Consider the following 16,642-nt stretch of genomic DNA (forward strand, 5'->3'; position numbering starts at 1 on the left):
ATTCGCTCGCCACTCTATACCGGGCGGTCACTTCAGGCGAGCCCGTCGCCGTGTCGGCCACGTCTCACCCCGTCGGGTCCCGAGCAGGAGCAGGAGCGCACCGACCACCGCGGCCCCTGTGCCGGCGAGCCCCAGCCACCGAGCCGAGCCGGGCGGCGCCTGGCTCGTCGTCACCGGACCGAGGTCGTGGACGACCAGGTCACCGACCCGCCGTGACGACGTGCCGGACAGCTCGGGCACGCTGCCGGCCGGCGCCGGCTGGTCGGTGGCCACGACGACCCACCGCACGCCGTGCCGGCGCAGGAGGTCGGTGACGTCGCCCCCTTCGGCCAGGGCGGTGGTGACGGCCGCCGCGGCCGGGTCCTCACCCGCCACCGACTCCCCCTGCCGCAGGGACAGGCGGTCGTCGCCGACAACGGTCTGGGGCAGCAGCCGGTTCCACGGGTCGAGGACGACCCGGTCGTCGGCCCAGGCGTAGCGCCGGTAGGTCGACCACGGGAAGACCGCCACCGGCTCGCCCTCGGCTCGCAGGTCGGCCGCCACCGCGCGGACGTCGGCGGGGTAGTCGACGCTCGCCCACGTCCCGGAGTGACCCCAGGCGAGTGTGGGCAGGGTGGCCACCGGCCACACGACGGCGACGACGAGCGCCACCACGGGCAGCCGACGCTCGTGCAGGCGGTCGACGACGACGGCCGTGGCGACGGTGAGCAGCAGGACCCACAGCACGGCGAACTTCTGGCCGTCGCGCAGCAGTCCGGCCCCCGGCACGCTCGTCACGACCCAAGTGAGCAGGCCGTGACCACCCGGGAGCGCGGCGATCGCCCCCAGCCCGAGACCGGCCACCCCGGCAGCACTCGCGGCCCGCGTCACCGGGTCGCGCCACCACCGCCGGGTGCGCACCGCCCCGACGAGCAGCGCGAGCACCGCGGTCATGGCCAGGGCCGCGACGGGCCAGCCGGTCCGCTCGACGAACCACGTGCGGTCGTGCCACAGCCCACCGCCGAGGACGAGTGAGCCGACGATGCCGAAGGGAGTGTCCGCCCCGGCCGCGAAGGCGCTCGTGCCGGCGGGGTCGGCGGCCCGGGAGGCGGCCCGCAGGAAGGGCCACCACCACGCGGCGTTGGCGAGGAGCGCGACGCCGGCGACCAGGGCGAGATCACGCGCGAGGAGACGCAGTGGGCCGCCGAGGCAGAGGACGGTGACGAGGGCCAGCAGCGTGGCCAGCACCCCCGGCGTGGAGCCCCAGAGGGAGGCGGCGGTCAGGGTGGCCACGAGCGCGGCGACACCACGTGGGCCGCTCCGCACGCGGGTGGCGGCGACGAAGACCCACGGCAGGAGCGCGGCGCCGACGACGTAGCCCCAGTGGCCGATGCCCAGACGCTCGCCGAGCCAAGGGTTCCACGACCACAGCACGGCCGCCGCGACGGCACCGGGGACCGTCCGGGCGAGGCGCCCGGCACCCGCTCCCCCGACGACGAAGGCGCCGAGCAGGAGCAGCTTCTGCACGACCCAGCCGGGCAGGACGGTGCCGAGCAGCGCGACGACGAGGTCATTGGGCACGGCCCGGGGCACGCTGCCGTCGGTGCCCAGGGTGCGCGCCGACAGGGGCAGGTCCGGGACGAAGACGAGGTCGTAGTGCAGCGTGTAGCCCGGGGCGAGGGCCGGCCCGAGCACGGCGATCCCGGCGAGGGCACCCGTCAGGGCCCCGGCGACGCCGGGGCGGACGGGCCCTCGCTGAGCACTCATCTCGCGTGCAGCGCCTCGATCTCGGCGAAGGCCGCGCCCATGGCGACGCACTGGGTGGCGAGGTCGTGGTGGGCGACGACGTGGTCTCGGTTGGCCGCACCCACCGCGGCCCGGTGCGCGGGGTCGCGCAAGAAGGCCAGAAGGGCCTCGGCGAGTGCCTCGACGTCGTCGTCGACGAGGGAGTTGGGCGGCTGCACCGCCTCGTCGTTGGTGCCGCACCTCGTGGTGACGACCGGCAGGCCGCACGCCTGTGCCTCGAGGTAGGCCAGACCGAGCTGCTCGGTCCACTTCCAGGTGGGGCGCGGGGCGGTCGTGAAGACCGCCGCCGAACGCATGAGGTCCGCGACGCCGGCCGTGTCGAGCGAGCCGACGAGCTCGACGCCCGAGGACGGGTCGTCAGCGGCGGCGCGCACGAGGTGCTCGAGCGGGCCGCGACCGGCGACGCGCAAACGGGCCTCGGGGATCTCCCGGCGCACGATCGTCATGGCGTCGAGGACCCGGTCGATGCCCTTGTTGTCGGCGAGGGGTGAGGCGAAGACGACGACCGGCTCCTCGACGGATCGCTCGGCCGGGTGGAAGACCTCGGTGTCGACGCCGGGCTTGACCACGCGGATGAGCTCGTCGTCGAAGTCGTTGGCCAGGAGGTGGTCGCGAGCGGCATCGACCATGCACAGGAGGAGGTCGGCGTCGCGGCAGGAGTTGAGCGCCTGGCGATAGGGCGGGACCTTGTACAGCGGCTGATCGGGCAGATTTTCCCAGGTGATCACGGCCTGGAGCGGCCGTCGCGCCCCCGAGGCACGGGCCGCTCGACGCCACCGCGACGCCTGACCGGTGACGAGCGAGCACAGCTCGAGCGAGGTCACCCAGTCGAACTCCTGCGGTGGCTGCTCGTCGAGACCCCGCACCCAGGCCAGGGCGCCCGCCTCGACGAAGCGGGTGATGGGCCGGCGGTAGGTACTCGGGACCCACTCGATGTCACCCACCGGCTCCTGCCGGGCCATCGCCCGCACGCGGGTGCCGGGCATCCGGGACATCCAGTAGAGCTCACGGCGGGCCCGCTGGTCGGGCAGCGAGACCCAGAGCATGCGGCGCTCGGCCGTGCTCACGACGCGGCCCGGTCCTTGCGTCCGCGACGGGCCCCGAGCGCGTAGCCGCCCGCCTCCATGGCCCGCAGCGCGACCATGCCGGCAGCGTGGGCCGGGTCCTGGAGGAGCCGGCGGTGGTTGCGCACGTAGGCCCGCAGCACGGCCCGACCCTGCTGGCCCACGGCACCCTCGTGCTCGCGGGCGAAGGCCGGGATGCTGCGGCCGTAGTAGTAGCGCTTGCTCATGACGTCGGAGACGGTGAGGCGGCCCTCGTCGTGGTCGATGATGATCGGGGCCAGCTCGATGCCGGCGCCGGAGGCGCGCATCTTCATCCGCAGGTCGGCGTCCTCGGGCCCGGACATGTCGGTGTGGAAGGCCCCCTCGCCGAGGAGGTAGTCACGCCGCACCAGCCGGGGGTTGTGCAGCCACGGGTCGTCGAGGTAGCACTCGCGCTCGAGCGCCCGGCAGGCGGTCCAGAACCCCTCGCCGATCGTCCGCTCGGGCAGGGCGATGCCGGTGGCCCCGGTGGCCTCGGCGGTCTCGAGGGCGAGGGCGATGGTGCGCGGGGGCAGGATCATGTCGCTGTCGAGCCACAGGACCCACTCCCCGCGTGCCGCCTCGATGCCGGTGTTGCGCTGGGCGGATCGCTCGGGCCCGGCGGTGATGACGCGGTCGGCGAGTCGACGGGCCACCTCGGGGGTGCCGTCGGTGCTGTGGTTGTCGACCACGACGAGCTCCACGTCGGGGTGCGTCTGCTCGACGACCGAGCGCAGGCAGGCCTCGATGGTGCGGATGTTGTTGCGCGTCGGGACGACGACGGTGACGGATGCCGTCGTGTCCTGCTGGGGGCGATCGCTCACGGGTCGAGCTCCTCCGGTGGGTCGGGTCGCAGGTAGGTGCCGATGATGGCGAGGACGAGGCCGGCACCGGCGATGTGGTGCGGCACGAGGGCGGACTTGACCGAGTCGGCGCTCACCGAGCCGAGGGTGCCGTCGACCCAGGCGAGCTGGGCCACGAAGGCGAGGGCGGCGACGACGAGGAGGCCGGCGCCGACCCCGATGAGCAGGCCGGCGCGAGGGCCACGCAGCCGGACGACGAGCATCGCGGCCAGGGCGGCGAGCGCGCCACCGACGCCGGTCAGCGCGCCGGCGCCCACGACGACGGCGGCCTCGATGGCGAGTCGGCGTGCCCCGGAGCGCCCGGCGAGGACCTCGCCCAGCCCGCGGAAGCGCAGCGAGCCGCGTGGCGGCGCGTGCTCGTCCTCGTCGCCGCCGGTCACGTCGTCGGTCACGGGACTCGTCTCGGTGCGCGGGGCGACGTCGGCCACGGGGCTCGCTGCGGTCGCGGTCGCCGTGCCACGGCGAGGAGCCTCGACGAGCGCGAGCTCGTCGTCCCACTCGGAGGCGGGAGCCGGATCGGCGGGGGCCGGATCGGCGGGGGTCTCCCACTCGGACTCACGCGAGGCCCGGACCTGCGCGGCGCGACGTCGGGCCAGCGGGAGGAAGAAGACGACCAGGGCGACGAGCAGGCCCAGGCCGGAGAGGACCAGACCGATGTCGGCGCGGGTCTGCGGCCCGTAGCGCACGGTGATCTGCTGGGCGTCGAGGTCGTCGATGTACCACCCGGCGGCGTAGCCGTCGACGACGACGGGGTCACCGAGGTCGGTGCCGTCCTCGAGGGTGGCCCGCCATCGTGGGTCGTGGCCCTGACCGATGCTCAGGAAGTAGGGGCTGCTCGACTCCCCGACGTCGATGGTCATCGAGGAGGAGATCGCACTCCGGTCGACCTCGACGACCGGGGCCGGCACCGGCTCGTGACGCGAGCGCTGGGTGTCCTCGAAGGACATCCCGTCGAGCTGCACGTCGTCGACGGGCCGCAGGCGGTGCTCGCCCCAGGACACGTCGAGCGGACCGCACCCCTCCCAGGCGGTCGCCGGCCCGGATCGGCCGTTGATGACCTCGGGGTCCTCGGGACGCATCTGCACCGGCGAACCGTCGAGGGTCGCCACGGTGATGCACGGGCGCTCCTCGTCACCGGCCTCCATGCGAACCCCGGTGTCGATCTGGGTGAAGCGCGGCGGCCGCTCGCCGTCGGAGTCGTCGGCCTCGTCGATCTGCAGGCGGACCGTGCGGCCGCTCGTGCCCTCGGGCAGCGCAATCGTGGCGGTGCCGCGGCGCAGCTCGCCTTCGGCAACCTCCTCGCCGTCGACGAGGACCGTGGCCCGGGTCGCCCAGGCGGTGTCGTCCTCGTCACCGGGACCGGCAGCCTGCGTGACCGTCACCTCGGACAGGTCACGCTCGGGGCCCGTCAGCTGCCACCACGACTGCGTCAGTCGGCCACCGGGCACCCACGCGCTCTCGTCGTCACCGTCGGCGGCGCCGGACGCACGGTGGGCCATCGAGTCGAAGTAGGTGTAGCTCGACCTGGCGCGGTAGGTCGTGTCGAGCCCCGAGAGCTCGTCGGCGAGCTCCTCACGCTGGCCCTTGACGCGCACCCGCGCGCTCGTGTCGAAGGTGCGGTCGTCGGGAAGGGTGAAGTTGCGCCGCAGGCCCTGCTCGGTGTCGTCAGCCGTGTCGCCGGTGTTGGTCACCCGGGTGAGGAAGACGTCCAGCGGGGTGTCGGCGAAGGCCGACCGCTCCAGCGTGGGCAGCTCGCCGTAGAGGTCGCTGAGCGTGGAGGGGAGCCGGGTCGTGCGCGTGGCGGTGAGGTCGTCATCGCCGAGGTCGATCTCGGAGATCCCCACGAGGGAGAACCCCTCGCCCCGGATGCCCTCGACCGTCAGGGTGATCTCGTCGGCGCGGACCCCGCCCAGGTCGGCCGTCGCCGTGCCGTCCTCGTCGACCTCGGCGCTCGTGTGCTCCCCGTCGACCTCGACGTCGAAGCCGGAGATCGTCACGTCGCCGAGCGCAGTCGTGTCGATGGACAGCTCGTCGAGGGTGCGGGGCTCGGGCAGGTCGAGAGTCAGGGTCGTGCCCGGGGCACGGCGGAAGTCACCGAAGAGCCACGAGGTCGAGCGGTCGCCGTCGATGGCATTTTCGGCGACGCCGTGGGGCAGGTCGAAGAAGGCGCCGCCGCTGTCGGACGCCGTGACCCGGACCCCGTCGCGCACCAGCGTGCTCTGGTCCCTCGGGTCGTCGCCGAGCGTGCGGCTGACGCCGGGGTCCTCGTCGGCCGCAAGCACCGCTCCCTGGTTGGAGCGCAACCGGTTGGTGATCGCCGAGCGACGCTGGTTGGTGTCGGTGAGGACCAGTCGGCCGTCTCGGCGCAGCAGCTCCTGCAGCTCCTCGCCCGACAGGTCCTGCGCGTAGCGGATCGCGGGGGTGTCGTCGAGCAGCCCGGCCCGGTCCATGGCCGGCACGGCCCAGGCATCGCCCGCGACGACGAGGGTCCCGTCGGCCGGGGTCGCCCGCACCGCAGCCGGGGCGTCGTCGACCGCGTAGAGCTGCAGCGGCGACAGCACCGCCTCCTCCTGCGACTGCGGTGGCGTCGCTCGGGTGAACATGTTGGTCCCGGGATCGCCGAAGTTGTCCAGACCGCGCAGCCCGGGATCGTCCGCGAGAGCCCGCGCCGTGTCCCCCGGCCGGGCACCGCCGTCGCCCTCCCACTCGACGTCGTGCCGGAGCAGGACGTTGTCGACGCCGAGGTAGCGGGCGAAGGGAGAGATGTCGTTGCTGCCGGAGGTGCCCGACTGGAGCGTGTCGTCGAGGGCCGCGAGGAAGTTGCCGCCGTCGGCAGACGTGTTGGGCAGGGTCTCGGGGATGACGGCGTCGCGGTGGAAGAGCGAGTTGGGCAGGTCGTCGGGCCGCTCCAGGCTCCAGCGGTAGCTCGAGCGGGTCTGCCCCGGCAGGAGCAGCACCCGCTTGTCGGGGTCACCCTTGTCGACTGCGGCGGCGGCCTCCTCCCAGTAGTCGGGCACGTCGACGGGCGAGACGTAGAGGTTGCCGGTGACGGCGGGAGCCACGAGGGCGACGACGGCGGCCGCGCCGGCGGCACCCACCGCGGGTGCGACTGCTCGTCGGCGCAGCAGGCGTGGAGCAGCGTGGATGACCGCCCAGCCGATGACCAGGGCGAAGGCGAGCGCCAGCCCGGCACCGATCTTGTTGGTCGTGCGGAAGGCGACGAGCGGGCCGATGTGCTCGAGCAGGAGTCGCAGGAGAGCAGCGAAGGGAGAGCCCCCGTAGCCCCCCGGGTAGAGGCCGACCATGATCACCGCGGCGATGCCCGCCGCGGCGGCGGCGAGTCGGGCCAACCGGGCGGGCACGACCTTGAGCGACATGAGCGCGGCAGCGGGCCAGAGCATCGTCAGCAGGATGATGACGCCGCTGGTGAAGTACACGGCGTACTGCGGCAGCCAGGGGCCGGCGTCGGAGGCGCCGTAGTAGGACCACAGGCCGAGCCCGCGCAGGACCTCGACGAAGGAGCTCGTGCGGGCGATCCCGTCGAGCGACTCGGAGCTCTCGGCGATCTGGCCGCCGGTCTCGCTCGCGGCGGCACCCGGGATGAGCCAGTAGAGCGAGACGACGACGACGAAGAGCGCGCACTTGCCGACGGCGATCGCGACGTCACGCCAGGGCAGACCGCGCTCGGCCCGCACGAAGAGGGCCAGGGGGATGACGAGCAGCAGCTGGTAGACCGGCACGACGCCGACATTCATGCCGCTCATCCCGAAGAAGACCAGACCGACGGCCGCCGGCCAGCTCCAGCCCGACGGGTCGCGCAGGGCCCGGGTCATCGCCACGAGCAGCCAGGGCAGCAGGGCCATCGGCAGCGCGATGGCCAGCGTGCCGCCCCCGGCGACCGCGTAGGGGTTGGCGATGTAGGCGACACCGGCCACGAGACCGGCCCAGGCCCCCGCGGTGGGCACGAGGGTGCGCAGCAACCGGTTGGCTCCCCAGGCCGCCAGGCCCCAGAGGAGGAGGTGGTAGACCTTGAAGGCCATCTCCGGGTCGAGGCCGACCGCGCGCAGCAGGGCGGTCACGACGAGCACCGGGACGAGGCCGACGTTGAAGTTGGGCGAGCCCAGGTAGGGCGAGGAGGTCCACGCCGACAGGTAGCGCGGCAGCATCTCCCCCGGCGCGAGATAGACCTCGGGCTTGATGTCGGTCTGGAAGACACCCCAGCTGTTGGCGAAGACGACGACCGCGAGCAGCGCGAGCAGGAGCAGCGACACCGCGCGCACCGAGATCGACCGAGGCCGCCCGGGTCGTGGGTGCCGCGCCCGGGGGCCGACCCGAGGGAGGCGGGCACGAGGGAACCGGAACCGGCTGCGCACCGGGGCGACTCCTCTCGTCGTGATCAGGAATGACGCACCTGCAGCACGCCGGACCAACCGATCCTAACCGACGGACACCCTTGCGCTACCGGGGCGTAACATCGTGGCGGTCACATCCACCCCCTTCGTCCACCCCCTCGTCAGGAGCGCCATGTCGCCGCGTGCACGACGCGCTCTGCCGGTCGCCGGACTCTCCCTCGGCATGGCGATGGGGCTCGCCAATGTCATGAGCTATGTCTTCGTGGCGCTGGTCTCGGCGACCCTCGGCCCGGCCGACTTCGGGGGCTTCTCCGCGCTCAACACCTATGGCGTGCTGCTCGCCATGCCCGCAGGCGCGTTCCAGGTCGTCGTGGCCCGGCGGCAGACGACCACCGACCGCGAGCGGGGCACCCAGGTCACCGGGGTCTGGCCGGCCCTGGCCGTGGGGTCCGCCCTCGCGGCCGGCACGATCGCGTGCGCCCCCCTGATCCGCGACGGGCTGCGGCTGGACACGTCGTGGTCGATCGTGTGGATGGCGCTGATGCTGCCGCCGATGACCGTCACCGGTGCGCTCCAGGGGGTCCTGCTCGGGCGTGAGTCTTACGGCCGCCTGTCCGTCGTCTACCTCGTGACCGCAGGCACACGGGTGCTCGCGGCGCTCGCCGCCACCGGACTCGACTTCTCGGTGGCGCAGGTCTTCGCCGCGACCTTCGCCGCGTCGCTCGTCACGCTGCTCGTGGCGCTGCTCCTCGCAGCGCCGGCTCTCGACACAGGGGGCCGGCCGCCCCGAGCCCTCGCGCTGCTCGGCGACCTCGTGCGCAGCAACATCGCCCTGGCCGGGCTCATGGCGCTCTCCAGCCTCGACGTCGTGCTCGCCCGGTCCGTGCTCACCGACCACGACAGCGGCGCCTACGCACTCGCGGCACTCTTCGGCAAGGTCGTCTTCTGGGGCACCCAGTTCGTCGCCCTCGCCGTCGTGCCGTCGGTGGCCGACTCGGCCGAAGGGGGGCGGGTACGGGCCACGCTGCACCGCTCGGCCCTCGGCGTGCTGGCCATCGGGCTGGTCGTGGCCCTGGGGTGCGCGCTCGTCCCCGGCCCGCTCGTCGCGATCTCCGGCGGCAGCGCTTTCGTCGACGCCGAGCCGCTCCTCGTGTGGTTCGCCCTGATCGGCACCCTCTGGGCGGTGATCCAGGTGTGGCTCTTCGCCGGGATGAGCCGCGGCGACCACGTCATGACCGCCGTCGTGTGGGCGGCTGCGGGGGTGCAGAGCGCCTTGGTGCTGCTGTGGTTCGACCACTCGCCCACCGAGGTGCTGACCGCGGTGGGCGCGACGGCCGCGGTGGTCGCGCTCATCGGGCTGCTGCGCGTGCCGCGCAGCGAGATGACCCCCGGGCCGGACTCGGCCGAGACGACGGAGGCGCTCGGCCTGACCCGCGAGTGATGACGGGCCGGCCGGGGTCACCCGCGCGTCAGTCGATCGAGCTGGCCTTCTTCGACGGGTAGAGCTTCTTCGCCAGCGGGATGAGCTCCGGGAAGCGGTGGATGGCCTTCCACGCCGCCTTCTGACCGGGGCCGAGCGAGGAGAGATAGGCCAGACGGCGCCAGCGCACGTCCCACGGCTCGTCCGCGCCGCGTGCGGTCGCCTCGTCACGGCGGAAGCTCAGGGCGTGCAGGCCGTTGGCCCAGCGGGGGTCGTTGTTGCTCGACGCGTCCCAGCGCCGCTCGAGGCGCCACTGGGGGTGCTTGGCGAGGAAGGCGTCGTGCGCGTCGCTGACCATCGGGTAGGTGGCGTCGTCGACGAGGATGACCGCCTCGTCGGCCAGCCACGGCTCGATGATGCCCAGGGCGAGGTAGTGCGACAGGCCGGTGTGCTCGCCGTCGTAGAAGTAGACGCCGATCGGACGGTCGACGACCCCCGGCCGGTGCAGCAGCGAGAAGCAGTTGCCCTCGAGCAGGCGCACGTCGACGTCCTGGGCGTGGGTCGCGAGGTTGCGGTCGAGCTCCTCGCGGGCCTGCTGCCCCTGCATGCCGAACTCGAGGTAGTTCTCCACGATGTAGAAGGTCTTGTCGGTGATGCCCTGCACAGCGGCCGACATCGACCGACCCTTGTAGCTGCCGACCTCGAGGTAGCACTCGTCATCGGGCAGCACACGGGCTGCGGCGTTGAGCACCGCGAGCTCGTTGACCGCGGTGTAGCCGTTGACCGTCTCGGCGATGTGCGCGAAGACGGGGTCGATCGGGTCGCTCGTCTGCGGGTCACCGGCGAAGGAGCGCTCGACCTCGGCGAGGAAGTCCTCGACCCGCATCAGCGCCAGCCGTCCGAGGACCAGTCGTCGTCACGCCGGCGCGAGCGCGAGTCGAGGTCGTCGTCACGGCGGCTGCGTCGGGCCTCGTCGCGCCGGGAGGCACGCGGCTCGTCGGCGTCGAGGTCTTCCTTGTCGTCGCGCCGGCGCGAGCGCGTGTCGGCGTCGTCGCGGCGGTCACGGCGGGCCCCGCGCAGGGGCTCGTCAGCGCCGCGACGCTCGTCGGCGTCGGCGCGCAGGTCGATGTCGTCGGAGCGCCGACGGGGCCGCTCGTCGTCCCACTCGTCGTCGTCATCGCGACGCTGACCGCGCAGGAGCCACACGGCCCCGAGGCCGACGAGCCCTGCACCGGACAGGCCCGAGTAGATGGCCTTGTTGCGGGCAGCCTTCTCCGGCTGGGCGCAGACGTTGTCGGCGTCGGTGTTGGGCGAGCTGGGCGCACCGCACTTGAAGATGCCCTGTTCCCCACCGGTCACCAGGATGACCGGGCTGGTGTAGAAGAAGATCGCCGCAAAGATCAGCGGGATGCCCAGGATGATGGCCAGTGGCGCGAACTGCCGTGTGGGAGAGCTCGCCTCGGTGTTCTCGGTCATGGCCGTCATATTACCCACGAGTTGGGTCATAATGAGCCGCCCCCTTCGGAAGCAGGACATGTCCAGAGCAACCCAGCACACCTCCCTGCCCTACCGACCGGCGATCGACGGTCTGCGGGCGCTCGCGGTGGTGTCCGTCATCGCCTACCACGTCTACCCGCGGTCGGCGCCGGGCGGCTGGTTCGGCGTCGACATCTTCTTCGTCATCTCCGGCTTCCTCATCACCTCGCTGCTCCTCGCGCAGTACCGCGGCAACCGCGGTCGCATCGACCTCGTCGACTTCTGGCTGGCCCGCGCACGACGCCTGCTGCCCGCGCTCTTCGTCGTCCTGGCGGCGGTCATCGTCGCGGCGGTCTTCCTCACCCTGCCGGGGCGTCGGGGCAGCGTGGCCGGCGACGTGCTCGCGACGATCTTCTACGTCGCCAACTGGCGCTTCGTCCTCGGCGATGAGGCCTACTTCGGGCAGGTGGCGTCCCCTTCGCCGCTGCGGCACGCCTGGTCACTGGCGGTCGAGGAGCAGTTCTACATCGTCTACCCGCTGCTGCTCGTCGCCCTGCTGGCCCTGCTCCGGCGCCGCGCGACGCTCACCTGGGTGCTCGCCGGCCTCGCGGCCGCCTCGGCCCTGCTCATGGCCGCGCTCCACGAGCCCGGGCTGGATCCCAGCCGCGTCTACTACGGCACCGACACCCGCGCCCACCAGCTCCTCGTGGGGGCGGCGGTCGCCGCCTTCATCAGTGGGGGCCCCGGCTCCGTCCCCCGCGACGTCGTGCGCACGCTCGACCTGTGGTGCCGACGGCTGGCGCTGCCCGCGCTGCTCGTCGTCGTCTCGACCTTCTGGTGGGCCGACCGCGGACAGAGCCTGATCCTCGAGGGTGTGGCCGTGCCGCTCTCCGTGCTCGTCTGCGTCGTCCTCGTCGCGGCCACCAGCCCCGCGGAGTCCCTCGTCCAGCGGACACTCGCGCTCGAGCCGCTGCGTCGCATCGGCATGATCTCCTACGGCCTCTACCTCTGGCACTGGCCGATCGTCGTCTTCCTCAACGACCAGATCGTGCCGTGGCCGACCGCGGCCCGGGCGGCCCTCCAGGTGGCCCTGACAGTCGTGCTCGCCGCCCTGTCCTACCGCTTCGTCGAGCGCCCCGTCCGGCAGGAGGGTGTCCGGGCCCTGGTGCCGCGACTCCCCCGGGCCAGCGCGATCGTGTGCTGGGCCAGCGCGCCGCTGCTCGTCGTCGGGGCGCTCGCCCTGCCTGCGGCCGGGGACCGGGTCGCGCCCACCCCCCTCATCGCGTCGGGAGAGGTCGCCGTCGACCATGACACCTACCGGCCCGGCCCGCGAATGACCAAGGTCGCGATGATCGGAAACTCGGTACCAGAGAGTCTCATCACGACCGCGCACACGTCGAACCATCCGGACCTGCAGCTCCTCGACAGGACGCACATCGGGTGCGACCCGCTGCCGGCACCGAAGGTCATCGACGGGGAGCGGCAACCCGACCAGGCGGGCTGTGCGGAATGGCGATCCGGGTGGCAGGAGCCCGGGTCCGAGCAGGAGGCGGACGTCGTCCTCTACTTCACCGCACACACCCTGGTCACTGATCGAATGGTCGACAACAAGAGGGTCGTCGTCGGCACCCCGACGTGGGACGCGCTCATCGAGGACAACCTGGACGCGGCCCTGTCTGCGTCCGGCAAGGGGAAGTTCGCTATCGTCAACCTCGCCTGCCACTCGATGCCCACCTTCAACAACGAAGAGCTGGAGCGGGTCAACGACATCCGCTACGTCAAGATCGTGAACCGCACCGTGACCGCCTGGGCAGACAAGCACGACGTCCCGGTCATCGACCAGTACTCGCTGCTCTGCGCCGGCGACAAGATGCACGACACGGTCAACGGCGTCCCGCTCTACGAGGACTCGATCCACTTCACGAGCGAGTCCGGTCCGATCTTCTGGCGCTGGCTCGCCCCGCAGGTGCAGGCGATCGCGCGCGGCGAGGACCCGTCCTGACCGGCGTCGCCGCGGTCGTCCTCGCCGGCGGGGTCGGCAGCCGGATGCGACCGCTCACCGACGACTGCCCCAAGCCTCTCCTGCCGGTCGGTCCCTGGAGCCTGGTCGAGCACCAGCTGAGCGCACTCGAGCGCGCCGGCGTGCGCCGGGTCGTGCTGTCCACCGGCTACCGCCACGAGGACTTCCTCCCGCTCGTCGAGCGCTGCCGGACGAAGGGGATGGACCTCACGTGTGTCGTCGAGGCCACCCCGCTCGGGACCGGCGGTGGCCTGCGGGAGGCGCTGCGCCCCCTTCGTGACGCCGACGTCGTGGTCGTCGTCAACGGCGACCTGCTCACCGGGCACGACCTCGGGGCCCAGGTGTCGGCCCTGACCGCCGCCGATGCCGGGGTCCTCGCCTGCGTGCACGTGCGCGAGGTCGACGACGCCCGCGCCTACGGCAGCGTCGTCGTCGGCGGCCGGGGGCGGGTCATGGCCTTCGTCGAGAAGTCGCCGACTCCCCCGTCGACGACGGTCAATGCCGGCACCTATGTCGTGCGCCCGCACCTCCTCGACGAGATCCCCCCGGTCGGCTCGGTGTCCCTCGAGCGCGAGGTCTTCCCCGCACTCGTGGCCGATACACGCCTCGTCGCCCACCGGGAGGACGCCTACTTCCTCGACGTCGGCACCCCGGCGGCGCTCGTCGCCGCGAACCGCGACCTGCTGCGCGCACCGTGGCCCGGGGCGGCGCCGACCCCACGCGGCGAGTCACTGGTCATCGACGGTGCCCGGGTCTCGCCGTCGGCCCGGCTCGGTGGCGGCAGCGTCGTCCACCCCGGGGCCGCCGTCGCCGACGGTGCCCTCCTCGACGGGGCGCTGGTCCTGCCCGGCGGAAGGGTCGGGTCCGGCGCCCGGGTCACCCGCAGCGTCGTCGGGCGCGACGCCGTCGTCCCGGAGGGGCGGCACCTGACCGACGGCGTGCTGGGCACCGGCGAGGTCGCCGCCCACTGACCCGGGTCAGTGGGCGGCGTCGTGCCAGCTGCGACCCAGCCCCACGGAGACGTCGAGGGGCACGTCCATGTCGACGGCGCCGCCCATCTGCTCGCGCACGAGCTGCTCGACGGGCTCGGCCTCACCTGCCGCGATCTCGAGGACGAGCTCGTCGTGGACCTGGAGCAGGACCCGGGAGCGCAGGTCGCTCTCGGCCAGCGCCCGGTCGACGCGCAGCATCGCGACCTTCATGATGTCGGCGGCCGAGCCCTGGATCGGCGCGTTGAGAGCCATCCGCTCGGCCATCTGACGGCGCTGGCGGTTGTCGCTCGTGAGGTCGGGCAGGTAGCGCCGACGACCGAGCATCGTCTCGGTGTAGCCGGTCGCTCGCGCGCGGTCGACGACCTCCTCGAGGTAGTCGCGCACGCCTCCAAAACGCACGAAGTACTCGTCCATGAGGTCGGTGGCCTCGCCGGTGGAGATGCCCAGCTGCTTGCTCAGCCCGAAGGCACTCAACCCGTAGGCCAGGCCGTAGGACATCGCCTTGACCTTGCTCCGCATCTCGGCGGTGACACCCTCGGGCTCGACGCCGAAGACCCGCGCGCCGACGAAGCGGTGCAGGTCCTCACCGGTCCGAAAGGCCTCGATGAGTCCCTCGTCGCCGGACAGGTGCGCCATGACGCGCATCTCGATCTGGCTGTAGTCGGCGGACATGAGCGACTCGTGCTGCGGCCCGACGACGAAGACCTCGCGGATGCGCCGGCCCTCCTCGGTGCGGATCGGGATGTTCTGCAGGTTGGGGTCGGTCGAGGAGAGCCGACCGGTCGCAGCGATCGTCTGCTGGTAGGTCGTGTGGATGCGACCGTCGTCGGCCACCGACTTGATCAGGCCCTCGACGGTCACCCGCAGCCGGGTCGCGTCGCGGTGCCGCAGCAGCGCCTCGAGGAAGGGGTGCTCGGTCTTGGCGTAGAGGTCGGCGAGCGCATCGGCGTCGGTCGTGTAGCCGGTCTTGGTCCGCCGGGTCTTGGGCAACCCGAGGGTCTCGAAGAGCACCGTCTGCAGCTGCTTGGGCGAGCCGAGGTTGATCTGCTCGTCCCCGATGGCGGCCCACGCGTCGGCCTGGGCGGTCGCGACCTTGTCGGCGAAGTCGGCCTCGAGGCCGGTGAGCGCGTCGCCGTCGACGGCGATGCCCGCTGCCTCCATGGCGGCGAGGACCCCGACGACGGGCAGCTCGACCTCACGCATGAGGTGGGTGCCGCCGGTCTCCTCGACGAGCTCCTCGAGGACGGGCGCCAGCTCCACCGCCGCCGCGGCGCGGACCATGGACGAGCGACCGGCCTCGGAGTCGTCGGCGGAGAAGTCGAGCATGCCCTGGTCGGACTCCTCCTCACCTGCGGTGAGGTCGCGGCCGAGGTGGCGCACGGCGAGATCGGCGAGGTCGTAGGAGCGCTGGTCGGGGCGCACGAGGTAGGCGGCGATGGCCGTGTCGACGCTGAGTCCGTCGAGCGGCAGGCCGGAGGCGGCGAGGGCGAGCATCGGGCCCTTGGCGTCGTGCATGACCTTGGGTCGCTCGGCGTCGGCGAGCCAGGTGCGCAGGGCGGCCTCGTCGTCGGGGGCGAGGTCGGTGACCGGCACGTGGGCGGCCTCGCCCTCGGCCGTGGCCAGCCCCAGCCCGAGCACCTCGCCGCCGCCCCTGCCCCACTCACCGACGACGTCGACGCCGAGCCGGTCGGTGCGGTGCTCCTCGAGCCACGGACGAACCTCGCCGGCGCCCAGAACGCTGCCGTCGACCTCGACGCCGCCGGTCACCTCGGACTCGGCGGTGTCGAAGGTGGCGAAGAGCCGGTCGCGCAGGACCCGGAACTCGAGGCTGTCGAAGAGGGTGTGGACCTGCTCGCGGTCCCACTCGCGCCGGGCGACGTCGTCGACGCCGACCGGCAGGTCGACGTCGCGCAGCAGGGCGTTGAGCCGACGGTTGCGCAGGACCTGGTCGAGGTGGTCGCGCAGCGACTGGCCAGCCTTGCCGCCGATCTGGTCGACCGAGGCGACGATGCCCTGCAGGTCGCCGTGGGCGTTGATCCACTTCGCCGCCGTCTTGGGGCCGACGCCGGGGACCCCGGGCAGGTTGTCGCTCGCCTCGCCGACGAGCGCGGCGAGATCGCTGTAGCGCTCCGGACCCACGCCGTACTTGTCCGCGACCGCCTCGGGCGTCATCCGCACGAGGTCGGAGACACCCTTGCGCGGGTAGAGGACCGTCGTGTGCTCGTCGACGAGCTGGAGCGTGTCGCGGTCACCGGAGCAGATGAGCACGTCCATGCCGGCCTCGCGCCCCTGGGTGGCCAGCGTCGCGATGATGTCGTCCGCCTCGAAGCCCTCGAGCTCGACGTGGGTGATGTTGAGCGCGTCGAGCACCTCCTTGAGCAGCGGGATCTGCCCGGAGAAGGCGTCGGGGGTCGCACTGCGGCCGGCCTTGTACTCCGCGTACTCGTCGCTGCGGAAGGTCGCCCGGGAGACGTCGAAGGCGACGGCGACGTGGGTGGGCTCCTCGTCACGCAGGACGTTGATGAGCATGGCGACGAAGCCGTAGACGCCGTTGGTGTGCTGACCCGTGCTCGTCGAGAAGTTTTCGGCGGGGAGGGCGAAGAAGGCCCGGTAGGCCAAGGAGTGTCCGTCCAGCAGCAGTAGTCGACTCAC

10 protein-coding genes are annotated in these 16,642 nt (G+C 72.6%); 3 read left to right on the forward strand and 7 right to left on the reverse strand.

Annotated features, from left to right (window positions below; translation table 11 throughout):
• Positions 1 to 27: 27 nt before the first annotated feature.
• The 4 genes from B9B60_RS11960 to B9B60_RS11975 are packed head-to-tail and all read right to left on the reverse strand — an operon-like array spanning position 28 to position 8,001.
• Complete coding sequence (locus tag B9B60_RS11960) at positions 28 to 1,746, reverse strand: MmpA family trehalose lipid delivery protein (protein ID WP_084451703.1); 1,719 nt, start codon at positions 1,744 to 1,746, stop codon at positions 28 to 30.
• Complete coding sequence (locus B9B60_RS11965; RefSeq protein ID WP_084451705.1) at positions 1,743 to 2,852, reverse strand: glycosyltransferase; 1,110 nt, start codon at positions 2,850 to 2,852, stop codon at positions 1,743 to 1,745. Before B9B60_RS11965 ends, B9B60_RS11960 begins: the two co-directional genes overlap by 4 nt.
• Complete coding sequence (locus tag B9B60_RS11970; RefSeq protein ID WP_084451707.1) at positions 2,849 to 3,691, reverse strand: glycosyltransferase family 2 protein; 843 nt, start codon at positions 3,689 to 3,691, stop codon at positions 2,849 to 2,851. The genes B9B60_RS11965 and B9B60_RS11970 overlap by 4 nt, the downstream gene beginning before the upstream one ends.
• Positions 3,688 to 8,001 carry an alpha-(1->3)-arabinofuranosyltransferase domain-containing protein gene (locus tag B9B60_RS11975; protein ID WP_159451201.1) on the reverse strand — a complete coding sequence of 1,438 codons (4,314 nt, stop codon included), beginning with the start codon at positions 7,999 to 8,001 and terminating at the stop codon, positions 3,688 to 3,690. Before B9B60_RS11975 ends, B9B60_RS11970 begins: the two co-directional genes overlap by 4 nt.
• A 253-nt stretch (positions 8,002 to 8,254) precedes the next feature.
• Here B9B60_RS11975 and B9B60_RS11980 point away from each other — a divergent pair, with 253 nt between their 5' ends.
• The gene (locus B9B60_RS11980) at positions 8,255 to 9,523 is read left to right on the forward strand and encodes a lipopolysaccharide biosynthesis protein (RefSeq protein ID WP_084451711.1); all 1,269 of its coding nucleotides are present in this window, start codon (positions 8,255 to 8,257) and stop codon (positions 9,521 to 9,523) included.
• Between the two features lie 28 nt (positions 9,524 to 9,551).
• Here the strand turns inward: B9B60_RS11980 and B9B60_RS11985 are convergent, their stop codons facing one another.
• Positions 9,552 to 10,388 carry a class I SAM-dependent methyltransferase gene (locus B9B60_RS11985; RefSeq protein WP_084451713.1) on the reverse strand — a complete coding sequence of 279 codons (837 nt, stop codon included), beginning with the start codon at positions 10,386 to 10,388 and terminating at the stop codon, positions 9,552 to 9,554.
• On the reverse strand, positions 10,388 to 10,978 hold the full coding sequence (locus B9B60_RS11990; RefSeq protein WP_084451715.1) for a hypothetical protein: 591 nt from the start codon (positions 10,976 to 10,978) through the stop codon (positions 10,388 to 10,390). The genes B9B60_RS11985 and B9B60_RS11990 overlap by 1 nt, the downstream gene beginning before the upstream one ends.
• A gap of 58 nt (positions 10,979 to 11,036) precedes the next feature.
• Between B9B60_RS11990 and B9B60_RS11995 the strand changes: the two genes are divergently transcribed.
• A complete protein-coding gene (locus B9B60_RS11995) occupies positions 11,037 to 12,980 on the forward strand; it encodes an acyltransferase family protein (RefSeq protein ID WP_159451202.1) in 1,944 nt (647 codons plus the stop codon).
• Entirely contained in the window at positions 12,977 to 13,969 is a 993-nt protein-coding gene (locus tag B9B60_RS12000; RefSeq protein WP_268766759.1) for a nucleotidyltransferase family protein, read from the forward strand. Before B9B60_RS11995 ends, B9B60_RS12000 begins: the two co-directional genes overlap by 4 nt.
• 6 nt (positions 13,970 to 13,975) lie before the next feature.
• On the opposite strand, the gene polA is transcribed toward B9B60_RS12000, so the two are convergent.
• Entirely contained in the window at positions 13,976 to 16,642 is a 2,667-nt protein-coding gene (gene polA, locus B9B60_RS12005; protein ID WP_084451720.1) for a DNA polymerase I, read from the reverse strand.

It is taken from the genome of Janibacter indicus, assembly GCF_900176385.1.
Classification (GTDB): domain Bacteria; phylum Actinomycetota; class Actinomycetes; order Actinomycetales; family Dermatophilaceae; genus Janibacter; species Janibacter indicus.